This is a genomic window from Pseudonocardia ammonioxydans (assembly GCF_900115005.1).
Classification (GTDB): Bacteria; Actinomycetota; Actinomycetes; order Mycobacteriales; family Pseudonocardiaceae; genus Pseudonocardia; species Pseudonocardia ammonioxydans.
The window spans coordinates 1-17,345 of sequence record NZ_FOUY01000068.1; the positions used below are offsets into that span (position 1 = coordinate 1).

General features: G+C 71.8%; 21 protein-coding genes and 1 pseudogene. 6 read left to right on the plus strand and 16 right to left on the minus strand.

From position 1 onward, the window contains the following. Positions 1-127 precede the first annotated feature (127 nt). Positions 128-568, minus strand: coding sequence for a ChaB family protein (locus BM093_RS31715; protein WP_177238823.1), 441 nt, complete (start codon positions 566-568; stop codon positions 128-130). A gap of 190 nt (positions 569-758) precedes the next feature. On the opposite strand from BM093_RS31715, the gene BM093_RS31720 reads away from it, so the two are divergent. Together BM093_RS31720 and BM093_RS31725 are read left to right on the plus strand one after the other, a co-directional pair. Beyond that, the gene (locus tag BM093_RS31720; RefSeq protein ID WP_093355974.1) at positions 759-1,682 is read left to right on the plus strand and encodes a sugar phosphate isomerase/epimerase family protein; all 924 of its coding nucleotides are present in this window, start codon (positions 759-761) and stop codon (positions 1,680-1,682) included. Positions 1,683-1,745: 63 nt separating this feature from the next. Further along, a complete protein-coding gene (locus tag BM093_RS31725) occupies positions 1,746-2,672 on the plus strand; it encodes a quinone oxidoreductase family protein (protein ID WP_093355978.1) in 927 nt (308 codons plus the stop codon). A 41-nt stretch (positions 2,673-2,713) separates the two neighbouring features. Here BM093_RS31725 and BM093_RS31730 read toward each other — a convergent pair whose 3' ends face one another. The 5 genes from BM093_RS31730 to BM093_RS35540 form a co-directional block, all read right to left on the minus strand. Further along, on the minus strand, positions 2,714-3,250 hold the full coding sequence (locus tag BM093_RS31730) for a DUF1360 domain-containing protein (RefSeq protein ID WP_093355983.1): 537 nt from the start codon (positions 3,248-3,250) through the stop codon (positions 2,714-2,716). 52 nt (positions 3,251-3,302) lie between these two features. Further along, on the minus strand, positions 3,303-4,376 hold the full coding sequence (locus tag BM093_RS31735; RefSeq protein WP_093355988.1) for an aldo/keto reductase: 1,074 nt from the start codon (positions 4,374-4,376) through the stop codon (positions 3,303-3,305). 204 nt (positions 4,377-4,580) lie between these two features. After that, positions 4,581-4,715 carry a hypothetical protein gene (locus BM093_RS38070; protein WP_281248751.1) on the minus strand — a complete coding sequence of 45 codons (135 nt, stop codon included), beginning with the start codon at positions 4,713-4,715 and terminating at the stop codon, positions 4,581-4,583. A gap of 295 nt (positions 4,716-5,010) precedes the next feature. Further along, positions 5,011-6,243, minus strand: a complete 1,233-nt coding sequence (locus tag BM093_RS31740; protein ID WP_143105640.1) for a PP2C family protein-serine/threonine phosphatase — start codon at positions 6,241-6,243, stop codon at positions 5,011-5,013. A gap of 143 nt (positions 6,244-6,386) precedes the next feature. Then, on the minus strand, positions 6,387-7,076 hold the full coding sequence (locus BM093_RS35540) for a CYTH domain-containing protein (RefSeq protein WP_177238824.1): 690 nt from the start codon (positions 7,074-7,076) through the stop codon (positions 6,387-6,389). Between the two features lie 603 nt (positions 7,077-7,679). Here BM093_RS35540 and BM093_RS31750 point away from each other — a divergent pair. Beyond that, positions 7,680-8,417 (plus strand): ANTAR domain-containing protein, encoded by a 738-nt coding sequence (locus BM093_RS31750; RefSeq protein WP_143105642.1) that lies wholly within the window; start codon positions 7,680-7,682, stop codon positions 8,415-8,417. A 918-nt stretch (positions 8,418-9,335) separates the two neighbouring features. On the opposite strand, the gene BM093_RS31755 is transcribed toward BM093_RS31750, so the two are convergent. The 3 genes from BM093_RS31755 to BM093_RS31770 form a co-directional block, all read right to left on the minus strand. Then, positions 9,336-10,061, minus strand: coding sequence for a metallophosphoesterase family protein (locus BM093_RS31755; protein WP_093356005.1), 726 nt, complete (start codon positions 10,059-10,061; stop codon positions 9,336-9,338). Further along, positions 10,058-10,645 (minus strand): nucleotidyltransferase family protein, encoded by a 588-nt coding sequence (locus BM093_RS31760; protein WP_143105643.1) that lies wholly within the window; start codon positions 10,643-10,645, stop codon positions 10,058-10,060. Before BM093_RS31760 ends, BM093_RS31755 begins: the two co-directional genes overlap by 4 nt. A gap of 782 nt (positions 10,646-11,427) precedes the next feature. Next, complete coding sequence (locus BM093_RS31770) at positions 11,428-11,856, minus strand: universal stress protein (RefSeq protein WP_245773937.1); 429 nt, start codon at positions 11,854-11,856, stop codon at positions 11,428-11,430. Positions 11,857-12,311: 455 nt separating this feature from the next. On the opposite strand from BM093_RS31770, the gene BM093_RS31775 reads away from it, so the two are divergent. Further along, positions 12,312-12,494, plus strand: a complete 183-nt coding sequence (locus BM093_RS31775) for a hypothetical protein (RefSeq protein ID WP_093356023.1) — start codon at positions 12,312-12,314, stop codon at positions 12,492-12,494. On the opposite strand, the gene BM093_RS31780 is transcribed toward BM093_RS31775, so the two are convergent. The 7 genes and pseudogenes from BM093_RS31780 to BM093_RS36850 all read right to left on the minus strand — a co-directional run bounded on the left by BM093_RS31780 (position 12,484) and on the right by BM093_RS36850 (position 15,947). Then, positions 12,484-12,855 carry a PASTA domain-containing protein gene (locus tag BM093_RS31780; protein ID WP_177238825.1) on the minus strand — a complete coding sequence of 124 codons (372 nt, stop codon included), beginning with the start codon at positions 12,853-12,855 and terminating at the stop codon, positions 12,484-12,486. The two genes, BM093_RS31775 and BM093_RS31780, sit on opposite strands and share 11 nt — an antisense overlap. Positions 12,856-13,084: 229 nt before the next feature. Then, positions 13,085-13,675, minus strand: coding sequence for a hemerythrin domain-containing protein (locus BM093_RS31785; RefSeq protein WP_093356035.1), 591 nt, complete (start codon positions 13,673-13,675; stop codon positions 13,085-13,087). Between the two features lie 353 nt (positions 13,676-14,028). Continuing rightward, the gene (locus BM093_RS31790) at positions 14,029-14,688 is read right to left on the minus strand and encodes an FAD-dependent oxidoreductase (RefSeq protein WP_218163023.1); all 660 of its coding nucleotides are present in this window, start codon (positions 14,686-14,688) and stop codon (positions 14,029-14,031) included. 301 nt (positions 14,689-14,989) lie between these two features. After that, positions 14,990-15,376 carry a type II toxin-antitoxin system VapC family toxin gene (locus tag BM093_RS31795; protein WP_093356044.1) on the minus strand — a complete coding sequence of 129 codons (387 nt, stop codon included), beginning with the start codon at positions 15,374-15,376 and terminating at the stop codon, positions 14,990-14,992. Continuing rightward, positions 15,373-15,558 carry a hypothetical protein gene (locus BM093_RS37665; RefSeq protein ID WP_245773939.1) on the minus strand — a complete coding sequence of 62 codons (186 nt, stop codon included), beginning with the start codon at positions 15,556-15,558 and terminating at the stop codon, positions 15,373-15,375. The genes BM093_RS31795 and BM093_RS37665 overlap by 4 nt, the downstream gene beginning before the upstream one ends. Positions 15,559-15,561: 3 nt before the next feature. Then, positions 15,562-15,702, minus strand: a pseudogene (locus BM093_RS38075) (AbrB/MazE/SpoVT family DNA-binding domain-containing protein); the annotation flags it as partial. A gap of 32 nt (positions 15,703-15,734) precedes the next feature. After that, complete coding sequence (locus BM093_RS36850) at positions 15,735-15,947, minus strand: thiamine pyrophosphate-binding protein (protein WP_218163024.1); 213 nt, start codon at positions 15,945-15,947, stop codon at positions 15,735-15,737. A gap of 288 nt (positions 15,948-16,235) precedes the next feature. Between BM093_RS36850 and BM093_RS36355 the strand changes: the two genes are divergently transcribed. Both BM093_RS36355 and BM093_RS31810 read left to right on the plus strand, forming a co-directional pair. Further along, positions 16,236-16,475: a hypothetical protein gene (locus tag BM093_RS36355; protein ID WP_177238826.1), complete on the plus strand. Its 240-nt coding sequence runs from the start codon at positions 16,236-16,238 to the stop codon at positions 16,473-16,475. Between the two features lie 265 nt (positions 16,476-16,740). Next, positions 16,741-17,345, plus strand: a 605-nt coding sequence (locus BM093_RS31810) for a sigma-70 family RNA polymerase sigma factor (protein ID WP_245773938.1), incomplete at its 3' end; no start/stop codon positions are given.

A 17,345-nucleotide genomic window follows, 5' to 3' on the forward strand; every position in this document is an offset into this window, starting at 1 on the left:
GTCGTGTCGTTGTCGGTCAACGATGATCCTTCCCGGCTGAAGCTGCCGCTTCAGCCTGCCGGATCACCGCCACACACGATCTTCCTGACAGACCCTCGGCGGGCCGAAACGGCCGCAGGTCCTGGCGCTACCGTTCGCGGGCCTTGCGGGTCGCGCCGGCGTTGGCCTTCTCGATCGCCGCGACAAGGTCGGGCTTCTGCAGGTTCTGCGGGTCCTTGATGCCCAGGCGCTCGGCGACATCAACGAGATGCTCCTTCGAGGCGTTCGTGTCCACCCCGGATGCGGTCTCGCTGGTGTCGCCGCGGCGGACCTCGGCGGCGCCCTTCTCGGCCTGCGGGTCGGACGGCCCCGTGCCCTCCTTGGGCTCCCAGTGGTCTGCGACCTTCTCGTGGGTGTGCTTCAACGCCGAGAACGCCGTGCGACGTGCGCGCTCGCCGCGGCTGTCGTAGGTGTCCTCGGCCGACTCCCATGCCTTCCTGTAGGCGCGCACCGCTTTGTCGTCCGAGCGCGCGATCGTCGACGGAACGTCGTCGCGCATCTGTTCGGCCTGCTCGTGCTTGTCGGGCATCTCCCCCACCCCTTCGAGCTCGGTGCCACGGTCGGGTACCCGGTGCTTCGGCCGTGATGTCGTTCGGGTGCTGCGCGAGGACGTCGGTGACTGCGCCGGGTCCCGAGGAGCGACCCGGGGGCGGTGGCTCGGTCGCCGGGAGGTGCGGAGCGCTCCGGTGCGGGTAGCCCCGACCGCGGGAGGTGAGCGCATGCGTGTCGGCATGTTGACAGCCGCGTTGCCCGACGAGCGGCTGGAGGACCTGGCGCGCTGGGCGCAGACCGCGGGCTTGCAGGCGCTGCAGGTGGCGGCGTGGCCGGCGGGCTCGACCGAACCGGGCGCGGCCGACCATCTGGATCCGGCCCGGTGCGACCCCGGCGCGGCCGAGCGGGTGCGCAGCCTGTTCGGCCGCCACGGCCTGGCGCTGTCGGGCCTGGCCTACAACGACAACCCGCTGCACCCCGACCCGGCGCGACGCGAGGCGGTGCACCGCCACCTCGAGACGTGCATCGACGCGGCCGCCGACCTCGGCGGCGCCCCGGTCAGCATGTTCGTCGGCCGCAACCCGTCGGTCGATGTCGCGGCCGACCTCGCCGACGCGGAGACAGTGCTCACCCCGCTCGTGGAGCGCGCGGGCGAGCGCGGAGTCGACCTGATGGTCGAGAACTGTCCGAAACAGGACTGGCACCCCGACGCCTACCCCGGCAACCTGGCATACTCGCCCCAGCTCTGGGAGTGGGCGTTCGACCTGGGTCTGTGGCTGAACTTCGACCCGTCGCACCTGCCGCCGCTGGGCATCGACCCGGTCGCCGCGCTGCGTCCCTATGTCCACCGGGTCCGCCACGTCGAGGCCAAGGACGTCGAGACCTTCCCGGACATTCGTGACCGCTACGGCTACCTCGGCCCGGTCGAGGGAGCCGGCGACCCGGGTGAGCCGTGGTGGCGCTACCGGGCGGCCGGCCTCGGGGAGATCGACTGGCGCCGGGTGATCGACGTGCTCCACGAGGGCGGCTACGACGGCGTCATCTCCATCGAGCACGAGGATCCGGTGTGGAGCGATGCCCCCGGACAGGTGCGGGCCGGGATCGAGCTCAGCCATCGCGTGCTGCGCCCGTTGCTCGTCGCCGAGGGGTGACGGCTCCGCTCGGGGGTCGACACCGGCGTTTGCCTGTCGGGCCCGTCGGGCACGCGCACCGGCATGGACGCAGCCGTACTGCACGAACCCGGCGCCCCGCGATTCGGCACCGTCGACGACCCCACCGCCGACGACGAGAACCAGGCCGTGGTGGAGGTGACCGCGGCCGGGCTCAACCCGGTGGACCTGATGATCGCCGGCGGGCGGCAACCCGACGAGCTGCCCCTGGTCCCCGGGCTCGAAGGCGTCGGCTGGCACCAGCGCCGCCACGTCTACTTCAACGGCGCCCGGCCGCCGCACGGCTCGATGGCGCAGCGCACGATCGTCGACCACAGCGGCGTCTTCGATCTCCCCGACGACCTCGACGACGGGGTCGCGGTCGCGCTCGGCATCGCCGGGCTCGCCGCCTGGCTGTCGCTGTCCTGGCGCGCCGCCCTGCAGCCGGGAGAAACCGTGCTGGTCCTCGGGGCCACCGGCGTCCTCGGGACGATCGCGGTCCAGGCCGCGAAACTGCAGGGAGCCGGGCAGGTCGTCGCGGCCGGGCGCGACGCCGACGGGCTGCGCACCGCCGCCGGGCGGGGCGCGGACGCGACCGTGGACCTGACCACGACCGACGACCCGACCGCCGCGTTCCGGGACGCGGCCGGCGGCGACCTCGATGTGATCGTCGACCCGCTGTGGGGCGAGCCCGCCCTCGCCGCGCTGCGCGCCGCAGGCCCGTTCGCCAGGCTGGTCCAGATCGGCAGCTCGGCGGCATCGGAGATCACCCTCTCCCCGGACGTGTTCCGCACGAACTGCGCGGCGATCCTCGGCTACACCACGCGCGCGGTGCCGATCGAGACCCAGCGCGAGGCCTACGCGACGATGACCGCCTACGCCGCCGACGGCGACCTCACCGTGGACGTCGAACGGGTCCCGCTGCGCGACGTGGCATCGGCCTGGCAGCGACAGGCCGACTCCGCACACCGCAAACTCGTCCTCGTTCCCTGACCCGGATCGCGGCCGACCAGGTGTTCCTTCCTGCGGCGCACTCAACCGGCCTGCTGTGCCGCGGCGTAGCCGAGTTGCAGGAAGTCGGCACCGGCCACCGCGGAGAACGTTCCGAGCACGATCCGGGTCGCCCGCGGTGCGAAGATCAGGCCCAGAGCGAAGCCGGTCGCGATCCATACGTCGAGACAGAACGGGCAGGTCACCAGCTCGCCGACCGCGTGCCGCACACTGCCGGCCGCGCGCACGTCCTCCATCACCTCGGCCGGTCCCCCGGTACTCTCGTACTGGGTGAACGGCGCTCGCAGGGGGCTGAGGACGGCGTCCTTGGTCAGCGTGCGGGACAGCTTGTGGGTGCCGACCACGAGCAGGACCAGGTCGCGTGTCGCGAATCCGTCGGGCAGCGGGCGTCGGCGGGCCGCGAGCAACCCGACGGCCCCGGTCACGAGCGCGGCGAAGACCGCCACGACGGTGACATATCCCCCGAGTGGCCGGGGCTCGCCCTGCCGGTAGCCCGCCGCCTGTTCGGCCGCTTCCTCCCGCACGCGGTCGGCCGCTCCGGTGGCCGTATCGGTATCCATCCCAGGTCGCCTCCAACGCGTCCGGCCCGGGCACCGCACCACCGGCGCCGGGCTACTCGTGCTCACCGAAGACATGCGCCTTCTGCTCCCGGTAATACTCGACCTCGCTCGGTTCCGGCCGGTCCTGAGCCGTCATCATCCGGTGCCACAGCGGGTAGTAGGCGGCCAGCTGCGATGCCGAGGTGATGCGGTCGCGGGCCTGCCGCGGCAACGTCAGTTCCGCAGCGTCGAGGTCCTGTCTCAGGTGGTCGCGGCTGCGCGCCGCGATCACCGTGCCGTTCACGCCGGGGCGGTCCAGGATCCAGGAGATCACCACCTGCGGGATCGACCAGCCCAGCTCCGTGGCGATCTCGTCGAAGAGCTCGATGAGATCGTAGGCCCGCTCGCGGTCCGTCACGTGCGGTTCGGGCCAGCCTGCGCCCTGGCGGGTGTCGGGAGGGGTCTCGGTTCCGCGACGCACCTTGCCGTTCAACAGTCCCTCACCGAGCGGACTCCAGCCGAAGGTCGCGACCCCGAGGTCACGGGCCGCCGGGATGATCTCGTACTCGATCTCGCGGGCCTCCGGGGTGTAGTAGACCTGCTGTGCGATCGGGCCGTCGAGCCCGGCGAGCTTCGCCTCGTACACGGTCTTCGCCAGTTGCCATCCGTTGAAGTTGGACACGCCCCAGTACCGGATCTTCCCGGACCGGATCAGGTCGTTGACGGTGGTGATGGTCTCGAGGAGCGGGGTCTGCCCGTCCCACTGGTGGATGTAGAGCAGATCGAGGTGATCGGTCTGCAGCCGGGTGAGACTGTCCTCGACAGCACGGGTGAGGTGGTACCGCGAGGCACCGGAATCGTTGGGCCCCTCCCCCACCGGCATCCGCGCCTTCGAGGTGAGGACGACGTCGTCACGCGTGGCACCCAGTGTCTCGCCCAGCACCCGCTCGGCGTCCCCGGCCGAGTAGATGTTGGCGGTGTCGAGGAAGTTCACACCGTGGTCCAGCGCTTCACGGATCTGCCACCGGGCGTCGTCTCCCCGTACGCCCGCGATCTTCTCGAACCCTCCACCGGACCCGAACGGAATGGTGCCCAGCGCCAGCCGGGAGACATACAGTCCAGAATTTCCGAGTCGCGTGTACTCCATACGGCAGCTCCTCACTCGCACCATCGTTGGTCAGCCCTTGCAAGCCGCGCCCTCGCCCCACCGCGGAAACCGGACCGCCGCCGGCCTCGTCGTTCCGCCCACGGCAGCCGCATTCCCGAACGATCCACAGGCACACCCGCCCTCTCGTGCACCGCCCCGGTTCCTACGGCTCGGTCGATGCCGTCGCCTGGCTCGGAGCCGTTCTCACTCACCGAGCCCGTCACCCAGCGCGGCGATCGCCGCGGCGCCGTGCCCGGCGGTGCGCAGTGGCGAGCGGATGTCGGTCTCGAGATCGGGCCGATAACCAAGCAGGACATCAGCCGGGCCGTCGATCTCCACCGAGCCCAGGGCGGGCGGCGGGGAGCAGCACGCCCGTCACCGGGCCGGTCGCACACCACTCTGGTGGACGCCACTGTCCGGCCCGCTTCGCCGCCATGGCCCATCCGCAGGAGCCAGATGCGAAACCCGCGGTGCTGGGCCGGTGGCCGAGCGGCGGGACGGTGCTGGCCGGCATGGCCGGCTCCCACCCAGGGCCATCCATCCGATGCCGGTCGGGGCGGAACGCGATCCGCGGCCCGGTCCTCGCTGAGCTCGTTCTGACATCGCCGATGACGGCCGGCACCGGCGAGAGGGTTCAGCCGTGGTCGGGGAGGCTGGGGAACAGGCGCGGGTGATGATCGGAGGCCCAGTCGAGCACGAGCAGCGTGGCGTCGTCCTGCAGGCGCTCGTTCTGGTGCGCCATGACGGCGGCGGCCAGGCGCCGCAGCGTCTCCGGTGCCGAGAGCTGGTCCTGCTCGGCGCGTTCGGCCATGTCGATCAAGCGCTGCTCGCCGAAGAACCGGCCGTGCCCGTCACGGGCCTCGGTGACCCCGTCGGTGTAGAACAGCACCCGATCGCCGGGTTCGAGCTGCTCGTGCCCGACGATGTCCTCGTAGGTGACCGCCGGGGCGGTGACCCCTAGCGGCAGGCGGGGCGGCAGGGTCAGCTCCTTGACCATGTGGCCGCCACGTAGCAGCAGGGGTGGCGGGTGACCGGCGAGCAGGTAGGTCAGTTCCCCGGTCACGACGTCGAGCCGGCCCAGCGCCGCCGTGACGAAACGACCCGGACGGTCGTAGTGCTCGAGCAGCGCGTCGGCCCGCTCGGCCTGGGCCGCGAGGTCGCGGACCCCGTCGCGACGCGCATTGCGGATCGCGGTCACGGCCACGGCGGTACTGACCCCGGCCATCAGATCGTGACCGACCCCGTCGAAGATCGCGAGGTCGATCGCGTCGCCCACGGCGTAGTCGTAGGCGTCGCCGGCCACCTCCAGGGCGGGCTCGAGCAGTGCCGAGATCACGACCCGGTCGGTCGCCAGCGTCCGGGGCGCGAGCTGCTGCCACAGCAGCTCCGACGCGGGCGACATCGCGCGGGCACGCAGCTGCTGCAGCCACGTGCTCTGCCCGAGCTTGGTCATCAGCAGGTGCCCGACCAGTCCGGCCAGCGCCCACAGCCGCCGCCGCAGAACCGCCCCGTCGACGACCCCGTCGTCCAACGCGACCCGAAGGACGCCGACGCGTTCGGTCCCGTCCAGCAACGGCAGCCACAGGACCCGCTCACCCTCGTGGTCGCCGCCGACGACGATCTCGGTCAGCTGGTAGGCACGACCACCGGTGGTGCCCTCGACCGGGATCGCGGCTCCGGGCGCATCGACCAGCACGACGTGCAGGGCGCGCTGGGCCAGGTCGACCATCAGCACCTCGACGCCCACCCCGGCCGGGCGGACCGCCCGGTCCACCGTCTCGGTGAGCCGCTCCGCCGCGACCAGGTGGGATTCGTCGATCACCGTGGTCAGGATCCGCGCCCACACCGCATCGTCCGGGTCGTGCACGACGATGACCGTACCGGGCGCATCGGCCACGCCCCAGGACGGCGGGCAGGCCTCGTGCCGACGCGCCCACCGCGCGGTGCCGGCCCGCGCCGGGCGGCACCACTGCGGAGCGCTGTCGTATGACACCGGGTAGCCGAGGGCGGCTATCCGGTGCGACGGAGCATGCTCAAGGCGGCATCGGTCTTGGTCTGCTGATGAGCAGCCGGCTCGATGCCGTGGTCGGCGAACAGGGCGGCGACAGCGTCGGCGCGGGCCAGCGCGTGCGTCGGCCGACACTTGGTCGACACCTCGACGAGGTCGGCGCTTGCGGGCAGCGCCCAGCGTTCCAGGGCCAGCCGCACCCTGGAGCGGGAACGGGTGCGGGTGCGTGATGCCTCGATCGGCCCGTGCGGCTGCAGTCCTCCGTCTTCGACCCGCACACTTGCGTGGGTGTGGACGAACTCGCGTTGTTCGACGGAGAGCAGCGTCGCCGGCGGCGGCCACCGTCCGGCCGGTTTCGCCGGCAGCATGTCCGGTCCCAGGGGGTGGCTCAGTGCGGCGGACCAGACCGTGTAGCCCGGCAGTGCGTCGAGTTCGACCTGCAGGTTCGGCGACCACCGCGCGCTGCCGAGCTTCACCGGGCGTCGACGACGCAGTTTGACCGCCACGTCATCGCCTCGGTGTGTCCGTCGCACCCGGACGACGATCCCGCAACGGCGCAAGGCCAGCTCGGGGGTGTCGAGGAAGTACACCTGGTGTCTTCGCACGCGCCTGTGCAGGGCCGCGGAGTCGTCACCGAGCAGTCGCCGATAGCTTGCCGCGCATACCAGCGCCTTGAGCTCGACCCGCGTCACCTCCGACCCGCCGCGAGCGAGGGCGCCAGCCAGGTCGGGCCACGGTTGCCGGGCGCCGGTCGGCGAAGCGCCGCAGTCACGGTCACCTCTGTTGCCCGGTCGAGAACACCCCCGATGGGCACACTGTGAGACCACGCCGGGGTCCGGAACGCGCGAGCCCTCGCCGACCAGGGCGGTACCGCTCACCTGGGCGCCCGGCGTCGGCGAGGCGGCCACCGCCTGCAGGAACGAGGTGATGCGGGGTTCCCCGAACGGGGAACGTCGAGCAGGAGTCACAGAGCCCTCCACACCACGTCGATGACGCGAGCTGGGCATTCAACTCACCAGGCACCCCGAATCATACGGACGGTGACTGATCGTGCCGATCGCAGGACAGCGACGAGGCCGGCGCCAGCACGTCCCGGTCGGGTCGGCGCGGTGAACCCCTCATGCGGCCGGACCGGGTGGCGCTCACTGGCGGGCGGGCGAGCATCGTGGCTTTCCTCGAGTAGCGGGCCGGGCGCGGGGCGTGCTGACCTGGAAGGGTGCGGAGGGCTGTTGGTCTGGTGCTCTGTGTGATCAGCGGCTGGCCGGGTGGGCTCGTGATGACCTGTGGAGTGGCACATGGACTGCAGCGATGCAGAGCAGCTGGCGTCGGCGTTGCGGTCGAACGCGGATTACCTGCTGTCGGGCCGTATCGCCGAGGACGACCTCGAGCAGCGCCTCGTGCGAATTTGCCACGGTGTGGTGGCAGCGCTGCCCGGCGCGAAGTGGGCGGCGATGACGATCGACACCGGTGCGGGCCTGGAGTGCCATGGCGCGACCGATGACCGGGTCCCGGCCCTGGTCGAGGTGATGGGCCGGTGCGGGCACGGCCCGTGCGTGGACACGCTCGCCTCCGCCACGGCTGAAGAGATCGTGGTCGCCGACCTGGTCGAGGAGCAGGACAGATGGCCGGGCTTCGCTCCCGCAGCCATCGCCGCGGGCATGCGCAGCGTGGTGTGTGTCGCGATGGCACCCGATGACCATCCGGCCAAGTCGCTCTCGGCGTGGTCGGACGAGCCCGGGGCGTTCGCCGACCCGTGGGAGCGCACGGTCATGGCTGCGTTCGTGACGCAGGCGGCGATCGCGGTGTATGGCGCGCAGCGGGCAGCGCACCTGACCCGGGCTCTGGCCACCCGCGATGTCATCGGACGGGCCAAGGGGATTCTGATGGAGCGGTTCTCGCTGGGCGACGACGATGCCTTCGGGTTGCTGGTGCGCTCCTCGCAGGACATCAACATGAAGCTGCACGACGTCGCGGAGTTCCTGTGTCGTGACGTCGAGACGCGCGCCGCCCACCAGGGACCGCCGCACGAGTGACCGTGCTCGGCCGGTCGCAGTTCCCGCACGGTTGCCGACCGCAGCGGGCGTGGGTGACCGGCCAACGGTTATCATTCGAGCAGGCTGGAGGGTCTCGCCTAGGAGTGACCGCCGGTCGAGGTCCGGGCCGGTTGACCACACAGCTGGCGCGGGCCGCCCATGTGGGGGGGTATCCACGCGGCGACGTTGTCGACGCGGCGAACCGATCAAGGGCGGGCATGGACCGGCCGGTCGTGTCCGGGCCCCGGAGGGGCCTGCCGGGGCCGAGCCCGCCGCGGACGGTGCTGCCCGCAAGCTCCCATGCCCCTGTCCAGCGGCACGCGCGCGACGGCCTGCGCCCCGGCCCAGACACCGACAGAGTCCACTGCCTCTCCGCCCATCTCCGATCTTCCAGCCAACGCTCGAGACACAGTGTGGTACCTGGCTCAAGGGTCGGGCCGGACGCGGTCGTCGGTGTGGTGCGGCCGGCCGGTGGTCATGGCGCGCGAGCGCCGGGTTCACCGTCGTCCCAGGGGTCGCGGACGTCAGCACCGAGCCAGAAGCACACCCGGTTGCCGCGCAACGCTGGTTTCCGCGGTGCAGGCCGTTGCCCGACCACACGGGTCATCGGACAGCCGCACGTCGGCCTGTGCGGTAGGCGGAACGGCAGCAATCCGGCGTCCAACGCCGCGTCGTGCGCCTCGGTCGACCGGCGGCCGAGCAAGGACGGAACCACGGTCACCTGGTTCGCATGGGAGCGCTTCGACCCGCTGGTCATGGACGATTTGTTCCGCGACAGCCGCAGAACAAACCTCCTCGGGGCGGTTCTTGATGCCCGTGACCGCGCCGGCAGGGCCGGTGCGACAACGGTAGGGGGCGACCGTGGTTGCCAGCGTGCACGCCTCTTCTCGAGAGTGGCGGATCCTCTTGTGCGGGGGCTTACCGGCCGAGGACGAATGTGCGGAAGGCGCCGTCGAGTAACGGCTGGGCGACGTTGTGCACGGGGACCCCGCCGGGGGTGCGGCCGTCCGGGGCACCGGCATGAGCGTGGCCGTGCACGGCGAGGGCCACCGGCACGTCGTCGCGGTCGCAGTCGTCGATCGCCCGGCCCAGCAGGTGACTGCCGAGAAAGGCGTGGATCTGCGGCGGTTCACCGGCCAGGGTTCCCGGGATCGGGGCGTAGTGGGTCAGTGCCACGGCGACGTCGCAGTCCAGTGCGCGCAGCGCGGTGCCCAGCCCGTCGGCCAGGGCGCGGTTGCGGGCGTCGAAGGCCTTCATCTCGGGTTCGCCGAAGCCGGAGGCGGTCGCGGGTGGGAAGCCGCCACCGAAGCCGGTGGTCCCGGCGACGCCCACTCGGGTCCCCGATATCTCGACCACCGCTCCGCTGCCTTCGAGCACGGTGATTCCGGCCGAGGCCAGCTCGGCGGTGACGCCCTCGGCGTCGTCGCCGTGCAGGTCGTGGTTGCCGAGCACGGCGACCACGGGCACCGGGGCAGGGGCGAACTCGTCGGCCACGACGCGGGCCTCGGTCCGGGTGCCGTGCCGGGTCAGATCCCCGGCCAGCAGCAGCAGGTCGACCCGGTCGAGCCCGGCCGCATCATCGGCCCACGCGCCCTGCATGCCCTCGCCGAGGTGGACATCCGCCACTGCGGCCACCCGGATCATGCGCCGATCTCCCGGGCGTGCGGCTCGGTCACGGGAATGCCCAGGTCGTCACACAATGCGAGGAACGCCCGGGCGAACGGCCAGGCGCTGCATTCGCGGCGCAGCCGCGGCCAGTCGATCTGTTCGCGCAGGGCTCGGGCGTGCGACAGGAGCGGACCGAGGTCGCATCGGTGCTCGCCGAGGGCCAGGGCCTTGGACGCCATGATGTCGGTGGCGCACTCGACCGGCATCATCACCGAGTCGACCCGCAGCTCGTCCGCCCGGGCCAACCGCTCCCGGGTGACCGGCCGGTCGGTGGAGCAGAAGATCAGATCGACCAGCGCGTCGCCGTCGTAGACCTTCTCGAGCCAGTCCTCCGGTGGGTGCACCGGCCGTAACCCGGCCGCGCCCAGGGCCTCGACCGCCTGTGGGACGTCCTCGGCGACGAGGACGAAGTCGACGTCGTGCACCGGCTCCGGCCCACCTCGGGCCCAGGACGCGTATCCGCCGGTCAGCGCGAACGGCACCCGCGCACCTTTCAGCGTCGTCGCGACCCGCTTGAGCGCCTCGCGCAGGAGCCGGTCATCCGTGTCCCCGGTCGTCACCCGGCCCACCCGGGTGACGCCGCGCTGCGCCGGGCGACCGGCCGGCCAGGTTCGACCATGGCTTGGCTCCTCCACCATCGGGCCGGCCCGGTCCACGAGCGAACCAGCATCACGCCGCCTGCCCGACCACGCAGGCGCGGAGACGCCCTACGCAGATGTGGCGCCCCGCCGCCGGCAGCGGTCCCGCGCTCAGGCCGTGCTCGGCGCGCGGGGCTCTGCCCCGACTCGGACGTATCGGCCCGCGGGCCGGCGGGTATGTCGCTGCCACGGGGCACGGTGTGTCACGACGCCGTGCCGTCAACCCGTGTGAGGTGCATCGACCGATGCCGACGAGCAGGACACCAGTCATCGAGGCCACGGGGGCCACGGAACCACCAACTCCGCCGGTGCCGCCGGTGCCGCCGGAGCCGGTTCCGGATCCACCCCCGTCGCCGATCCCTGATCCGGAGCCGGACCCGCGACCCGATCCGGTACCGCCCACCCCGGAGCCGCCGTTCCCTCCACGTTGACGAGGCAGGACCGGGGATGCCGATGCTCCGGTGAGCTGTCCCGCGTGGCGGCAGCGTGAGCCGTGACCGCAGAACCGTGGTTCGAGCGGTACGACGGCGGCGCACGGCTCGGCGAGCTGCGGCGCCGTGCCGACAAGCGCGCCCGCGCCCCGACGGCTACGTCGCAGGGTGATGTCCTGGTCGGGTGCCTGCTGCAGGTCGGGTGGTGCTCGTTCGGCGTCGCGCTCGGGACCCGGATCAGCGGCGAGCGCACTCGATCCGGTGGTCGTCGTGCTAGGCACCTCGCGACCCACCGTTCGGTGGTCCGTCCTCGGCGGCGGGCACCAGCAGGACCGGGCAGCGGGCATGTCGAACGCACCGGCGCGCGACCGAGCCGAGCAACACCTCCGACAGCGCACCCCGCCCGTGGTTACCCAAGACCAGCAGGGCGGCGGTCTCGGCGGTGTCGAGCAGCACGTGGGCCGGGTCGCCCTCCACCACGGTGCCCGCCGGTGCCGGGCCGGGAACGGTGGCGACAGCGTCGTGGAGCCACCGTGCAGCGTCGTGTTCGAAGTCGCCCTCGAGCACCACGGGCGGCGTGTCATCACCCCAACCCGACTCGGGTGGCTGCCATGCCGCGACCGCCCACACCGACGACCCGACCTGGGCGGCGTACTCCGCCGCCCACCGCAGCGCCGCGCGTGCCTGCGGGGAGCCGTCCACGCCCACCACTACTGAGCCCGGTCCTGCCGCGTCGGCGGCAACGTCGCCGGTCGGGTCACTTCCCGGCAGCCCGACACTCGGCTCTCGGTTCTGTTCCGGCAGCGTCAGCCGGTCCTCGGAGTCGTTGTGAAACGGGCTGCGAGGTTCTTCGTGCTCTCTACCGCGCGCCATCCCCCACGACTTACCCGCACCTCGGCCGGCGACACCCCCTGGCCATCAGCCAGCTCCGTCGCGATGGGCCGGCAGGCGCCGTGACTCCCGCGATGCCACGGCAGGACCCCGTAGACCCTCGGCGCGGCCTGTATCAGGACAGATGACCGAGACCTGGCGCAGCGCCGAGTCCTTGGAGCCGGCCGGCGAGCACGGGCGCGGCGTCGGCGAGTTTGTGCTCCTCGCAGCTGCGGGAGCAGAGGCTCGTCCCTCTCGATGGCCGCCTTCTGTCACTTCCCATTCGCATGAGCGAACCGGACGTCGCTTGCTCCGACGGCATCAGCATCTCCCCCAGCACCATGCGCGACGGCGACGACTACGTGGTCAACGGCCACCGAGGGCGGATCACCGCGACGATGTACCCAACTATCGGGCCGTTCAGCACGATGCAGCTCGCCGGCCTGGAGCTGGGCTCGCTCAGTTCTTGACACCGCCGCCTGCCGGGTGAACCGGGCTGGGTTCGGGTCGTGTGTTGCCTCCGCCGTCTCCGCCCGGGTCCTGCGGGTCGTCGGGGTCCGCGCCGGACGCTGCCGGTCCCGAGCCGGCGGCGATCCAGATCCCGACCTCGCCACCCCGCTCGCGTGATCGACCGGCAGTCGGTTCCTGCTCGACGACGTGGCCGCGCCCGGCGCCGGTATGTGCGGCATTGCGCCCGACCGCGAGCAGCCCCGCGTCGAGAGCTCGATCGTGCGCCTCGGCGGCGGGCAAACCCACCAGCTCGGGCACCGTAATCATGTTCTCGGTGGCGCGGTCGTCGGTGTCGGTCCTCCGCGACTGGTTCGTATGCATGGTCACCTCCTGCGCCGTACCCGGTCGTGGGAGTTTGTACCCGTTTGCCCGCCGCCTCATGCCGCGGCCGACAGCAGACAGCCACGCCGTTGTGCCGGCTGATCACGCTGGGACGGGCCGTGGGGCAGGCAACTCGCGTGGTGCCGATGGCGCACCTGAATAGCTCGGCATGGTCGCTCGGACAGCGACAAGCAGCTATCCACCGAGCGGCCAGGACGAGCGCGGCGGCTCAGGGTTGGTCGATCGCCTCCGGGTCGATGTCGTCGTGCGCGCGTGCGGTGAGCCGCTCACGCAGCCGGTCCACCATTCCTGCTCCAGGATCGACGGTCTTGTGGAGCGGCTCGGCGTGCGGTGCATCCCGGTGTGGGCGGGTCGGCGCCGCTTGCTTGGCGTGTGTCACCTGTGCGTGCAGTCTGGCCAGTTCCTCAGCGGGTACGTGCTCACGCAGGTGGGGGAAGCGGTGGTGTTCTTGGTGTTCGGCGTGCTCGCGCAACGCTTTGCGCATCGCCTCGACGAGCCGGTGGAACTCGGGGTCGCGGACCTCGACCTGTCCGAGGTCCTTCATCACCTGTTCCAACAGTGCGTGCTCGGCGATGTCGTGCTGGACCGCCTCGTCGCCGTCCGGGAGGTGGGACTGCATTGAGGGGTGGAGGTATACCTTCTCGGCGACGGTGTGGCGGACGACCTCGGCGATGGCGGTGTTGACGGTGTCGCGTCGGTGTTGCGGGTCGCTGCTGAAGATGACCTCGTCGAGCAGCTCCAATGCCGCTCGGTGGTCGGCGGTCAGTTCGTCGACGACGTCGATGGGTGTCTCGGTCATCGTGTCTCCTCCGATGAGTGCGTCCTCGGAAGACCTGCCTTCACGGGGCGGCGGCCACCAGGGTCACGCCGGCCAGCCCCGAGTCGATCGCCCGGCCCGACCAGGCGGATCTACAAGGGCCGGCTTCGAGCGCTCGACAGTGATCTGTCGATGCCCCATCGCAACCACCTCGTACAGCGTGAAGATGCTGTCATCACGATTGCCCGCTGGCGCGACCTCCCACACCACCTCGACCCTGTCGCGTGCTCGGTGGCGTTGCGCTGCTCTGCGCAGGCTCGTGTGTCGCGCCCGACGGGCCGACCGGACGGAGCGCGTTCGCCTTCCCTGCCTCGCGCAGACCGTCGGCTCCGCGCTCAGTAGTGGATGGCCTGCCCGCCCGTGGCCAGGCTCGCCTCGCCGATGATCTCGGCCAGGGTCGGGTGTGCGTGCACGCTCATGCCGATCTCGGCGGCGGTGCCCTCGACGAGCTTGGCGTAGGCGCCCTCGGCGATCAGCTCGGTCACGTGCGGGCCGATGGCGTGCATCCCGAGGACGAGTCCGGTCCCTGCCTCGGCGACGACCTTGCAGAACCCCTCCGGTGCCCCGTCGATCAGGGCCTTGCCGACGGCCCGGAACGGGACCCTCGATTCCTCGACCCGGTAGCCCTGCTGCTCGGCCTGCGCCCGGTCCAGCCCGAACGAGGCCACCTCGGGACGGCAGAACGTCACCCGTGGGATGCGGTCCTGGTCCAGCGGTTCCGGGTCGGCGCCGGCCATGTGTTCGACGGCCGTGATGCCCTCGTGCCCGGCCGCGTGGGCGAGCCAGTAGCCGCCGATCACGTCGCCGGCCGCGTACACGCCGGGCTCGCCGGTGCGGTAGTACTCGTCCACCTGGATTTCGCCGCGCTCGTCCCGCTGGACCGCGGTGGCTTCCAGGTTGAGGCCGTCGACGACGGTCCGACGGCCGATGGCGACCAGCAGCGCGTCAGCCTCGAGGGTCTCCGTGCCGTTCCCGGTCTCGACGTCGATCGACACCCCGCCGTCGGTCTTCGTCCAGACGATCCGCGGGCCGTGACGTCGCGGGCGATACGGCCCGCCGTTGCCGTGGGGGTAGGGCCCGATGACCCCGCTGGGGCCCGAACTCCGGGGGCCCCTGCTGCTCCCCGGTCGCTCGACGGATCTGCTCGTGTGCCTACGGTAGCCGCTCGCAGCCGGCTCGTCGGTGACCGCGCCGGCAGCAGCATGCTCGCCGAGCCGGGCGGTGAGGTGGCGTAGTAGTCGGCATCTGGCGCGCCTGCGTCGGCGCGAGCTGTCCGGGCCTCGTTGTTGTCGAGCTCTAGCGGATGAGTTCGATCGGTGCGGTCGTCTCGAGTTCTGCCCAGGCGCGGTCGCTGGTCAGGACGGTCTCGGCGTTGCTGGTTTCGGCCGCGGCGAGGCAGGCGCGGTCGCCGAGGGACAGTCCGGCCGGGTGAGTGGTGGCCCAGAGCAGCCCGGCGCGCACCGCCTGGTGGGGAGTGAATGGGGAGATGTCGACCCCGAGGGCCCGGATGGCCTCGGCGGCAGTGGCGGGGTCGGGGTGGCCTCGTCGGACCAGGGCGGTGACGACCTCGGCCCAGTTCACCGTCGAGGCGGTCGCACCAGGCAGCGCTGCGGTGACCCGTTCATGGCCGGGTTCGCGGTAGATCAGGGCCAGAATCGCGCTGGCGTCGAGGACCACGCTCACCGCGCGTCGCAACCCTCGGTCGGAGCCGCCGCACCCGTGTGGTCGTCGGCGTCGCGCGCGGCCTCGGCGCGCCGCTCGGCCAGGAGCTCATCCACGGCGCTGCCGGTGACGCCCGCGGCGGTGGCCGCCGCGATCGCCTCCTGCTGGATCCGTGCCAGCAGGTGCGCGCGTTCCTCGATCACGACCCGACCGTGGTCAACGTAGAGCACCAGCCGCGACCCAGGCTCGATCCCCGCCGCCCGCCGCAACTGCGCTGGAATCGTCACCCGCCCGTCGCGAGTAGCAGCAACCTCGCTCGATCCGGCTCCTTCATCAGCGACAGACACAGATCGAGTATGTCAGCCACCTATGGCGCGTATCAGCCGCACTCCGGCATGAATCTCCAGTCCAGGTCCCATTCTGGATGAACAGCGGAGGCCTCGCCGACCCGGGCGTCGTAGAGACCGTTGAGCAGGTGATTCGCCCCCGGCCCCGCGGTCGCCAGGCAGGCCACCGAGCGGCCGGTGAACTTGGCGTAGCCGACCGCGGCCAGCGCCGCGTTCTCCTCGTGCCGCACCTGCACGAACCGCATCCGGTCGGCATGGGGTGCGCAGCGACTCGACGAACCCGTTGACCTGGTCCCCGGTCAGGCCGAAGCAGACATCGATCCCCCACTCCAGCAACCGCTCCACGATCACGTCGTAAGTCGTGCGGGCAGGGGCGGAACCGGCCTGGCTCATGGGTCCGGTCCTCTCTGGCAGTGTGCTCCGGCCGCGCCCGCCTACCCCGGGTTCGCCCCGCCCAATCACCGCGGCCGGTTGGCCACGCCGATCCCGGGTAGCCGCGGGCCCGTAAGTCGTGGACCGTGTGGGAGGCACTGATGGCGCCAACAGCGGCATCCGACAGCCGCGGCGCGGGGGGCCGCTCGGACACGACGACGGTGGCCCGGGGTCGGCTGGCCCGCGACCTGGTGCGAGAGGTCCGCGGCGACGTCCGGTTCGACGATGCCGCCCGCGGCGCCTACGCCACCGACGCATCGGTGTACCGGCAGGTGCCGATCGGGGTGGTGCCCCCTGCGACCCGGATGACGTGGCCGCCGCGCTGGCCGTGTGCCGGGTGAGGTCGCGACTCGGCGGCGTGGCTCGCGACATCCATGGCGGTGGAAGCGCTGCGCCGGAAGCGGGGGCGGGGCGAGCCCGGGAAGCTCGCCTCCGCCCCGGGGGTGCGGGCGGGCCGGCGGCTCTCCACTGGCCCAGCGGTTCCAGCGGTTGCGGCACGTGTTAGCTGTTCCTACCGTGACGTCCGTGGACGAGGGCGGTGACCACCGCCCCGGTCCCGTTGAACGCCGCAGTGGATGCCGGTCACCGACCTTTTCGGAGTTGTCCGTGCGAACAGTGCCACGAAACCCGGCCGAGCGGGCCCAGACGGCCCGTCGCGACGGCCCGAACGGCTACAACGATCTCGAACCCGACCTGCGCCGGTTCGCCCGGATGGCATCCGACGACCCGGACCGCGGGTCGTTGCGCGACCGGCTGATCTGCGAGTGCCTGCCGCTGGTGCGCAACATCAGTCGCCGGTACCTCACGGCGACCCACCCGGCCGAAGACCTCGAGCAGGCCGCGACCCTGGGGCTGATCAAGGCGCTCGACCGGTATGACCCAGACGCGGCCACCGGCGGCCCCCTCGGCTACCTGGTCCCGAGCGTCCGCGGGGAGATCCTGCGCTACCTGCGCGACCACAGCTGGGCGCTGCGGGTCCCCCGCGACCTCAAGGAGCTGGGGGTCAGCATCAACAAGGCGACGGTCGTGCTGTCCCAGCGGCTCGGCCGCGCACCGCGGCCCAGCGAGCTCGCCGAGGAGCTCGACGCCGACACCTCGGAGGTCGTGGAGGCGCTCGGAGCCCTGGAGTCCTACCGCGCCGCCTCACTGGACATGCCCGGCCCGGACGGGGAGCTCACCCTCGGCGAGCGGCTCGGCGACGACGACCCCGA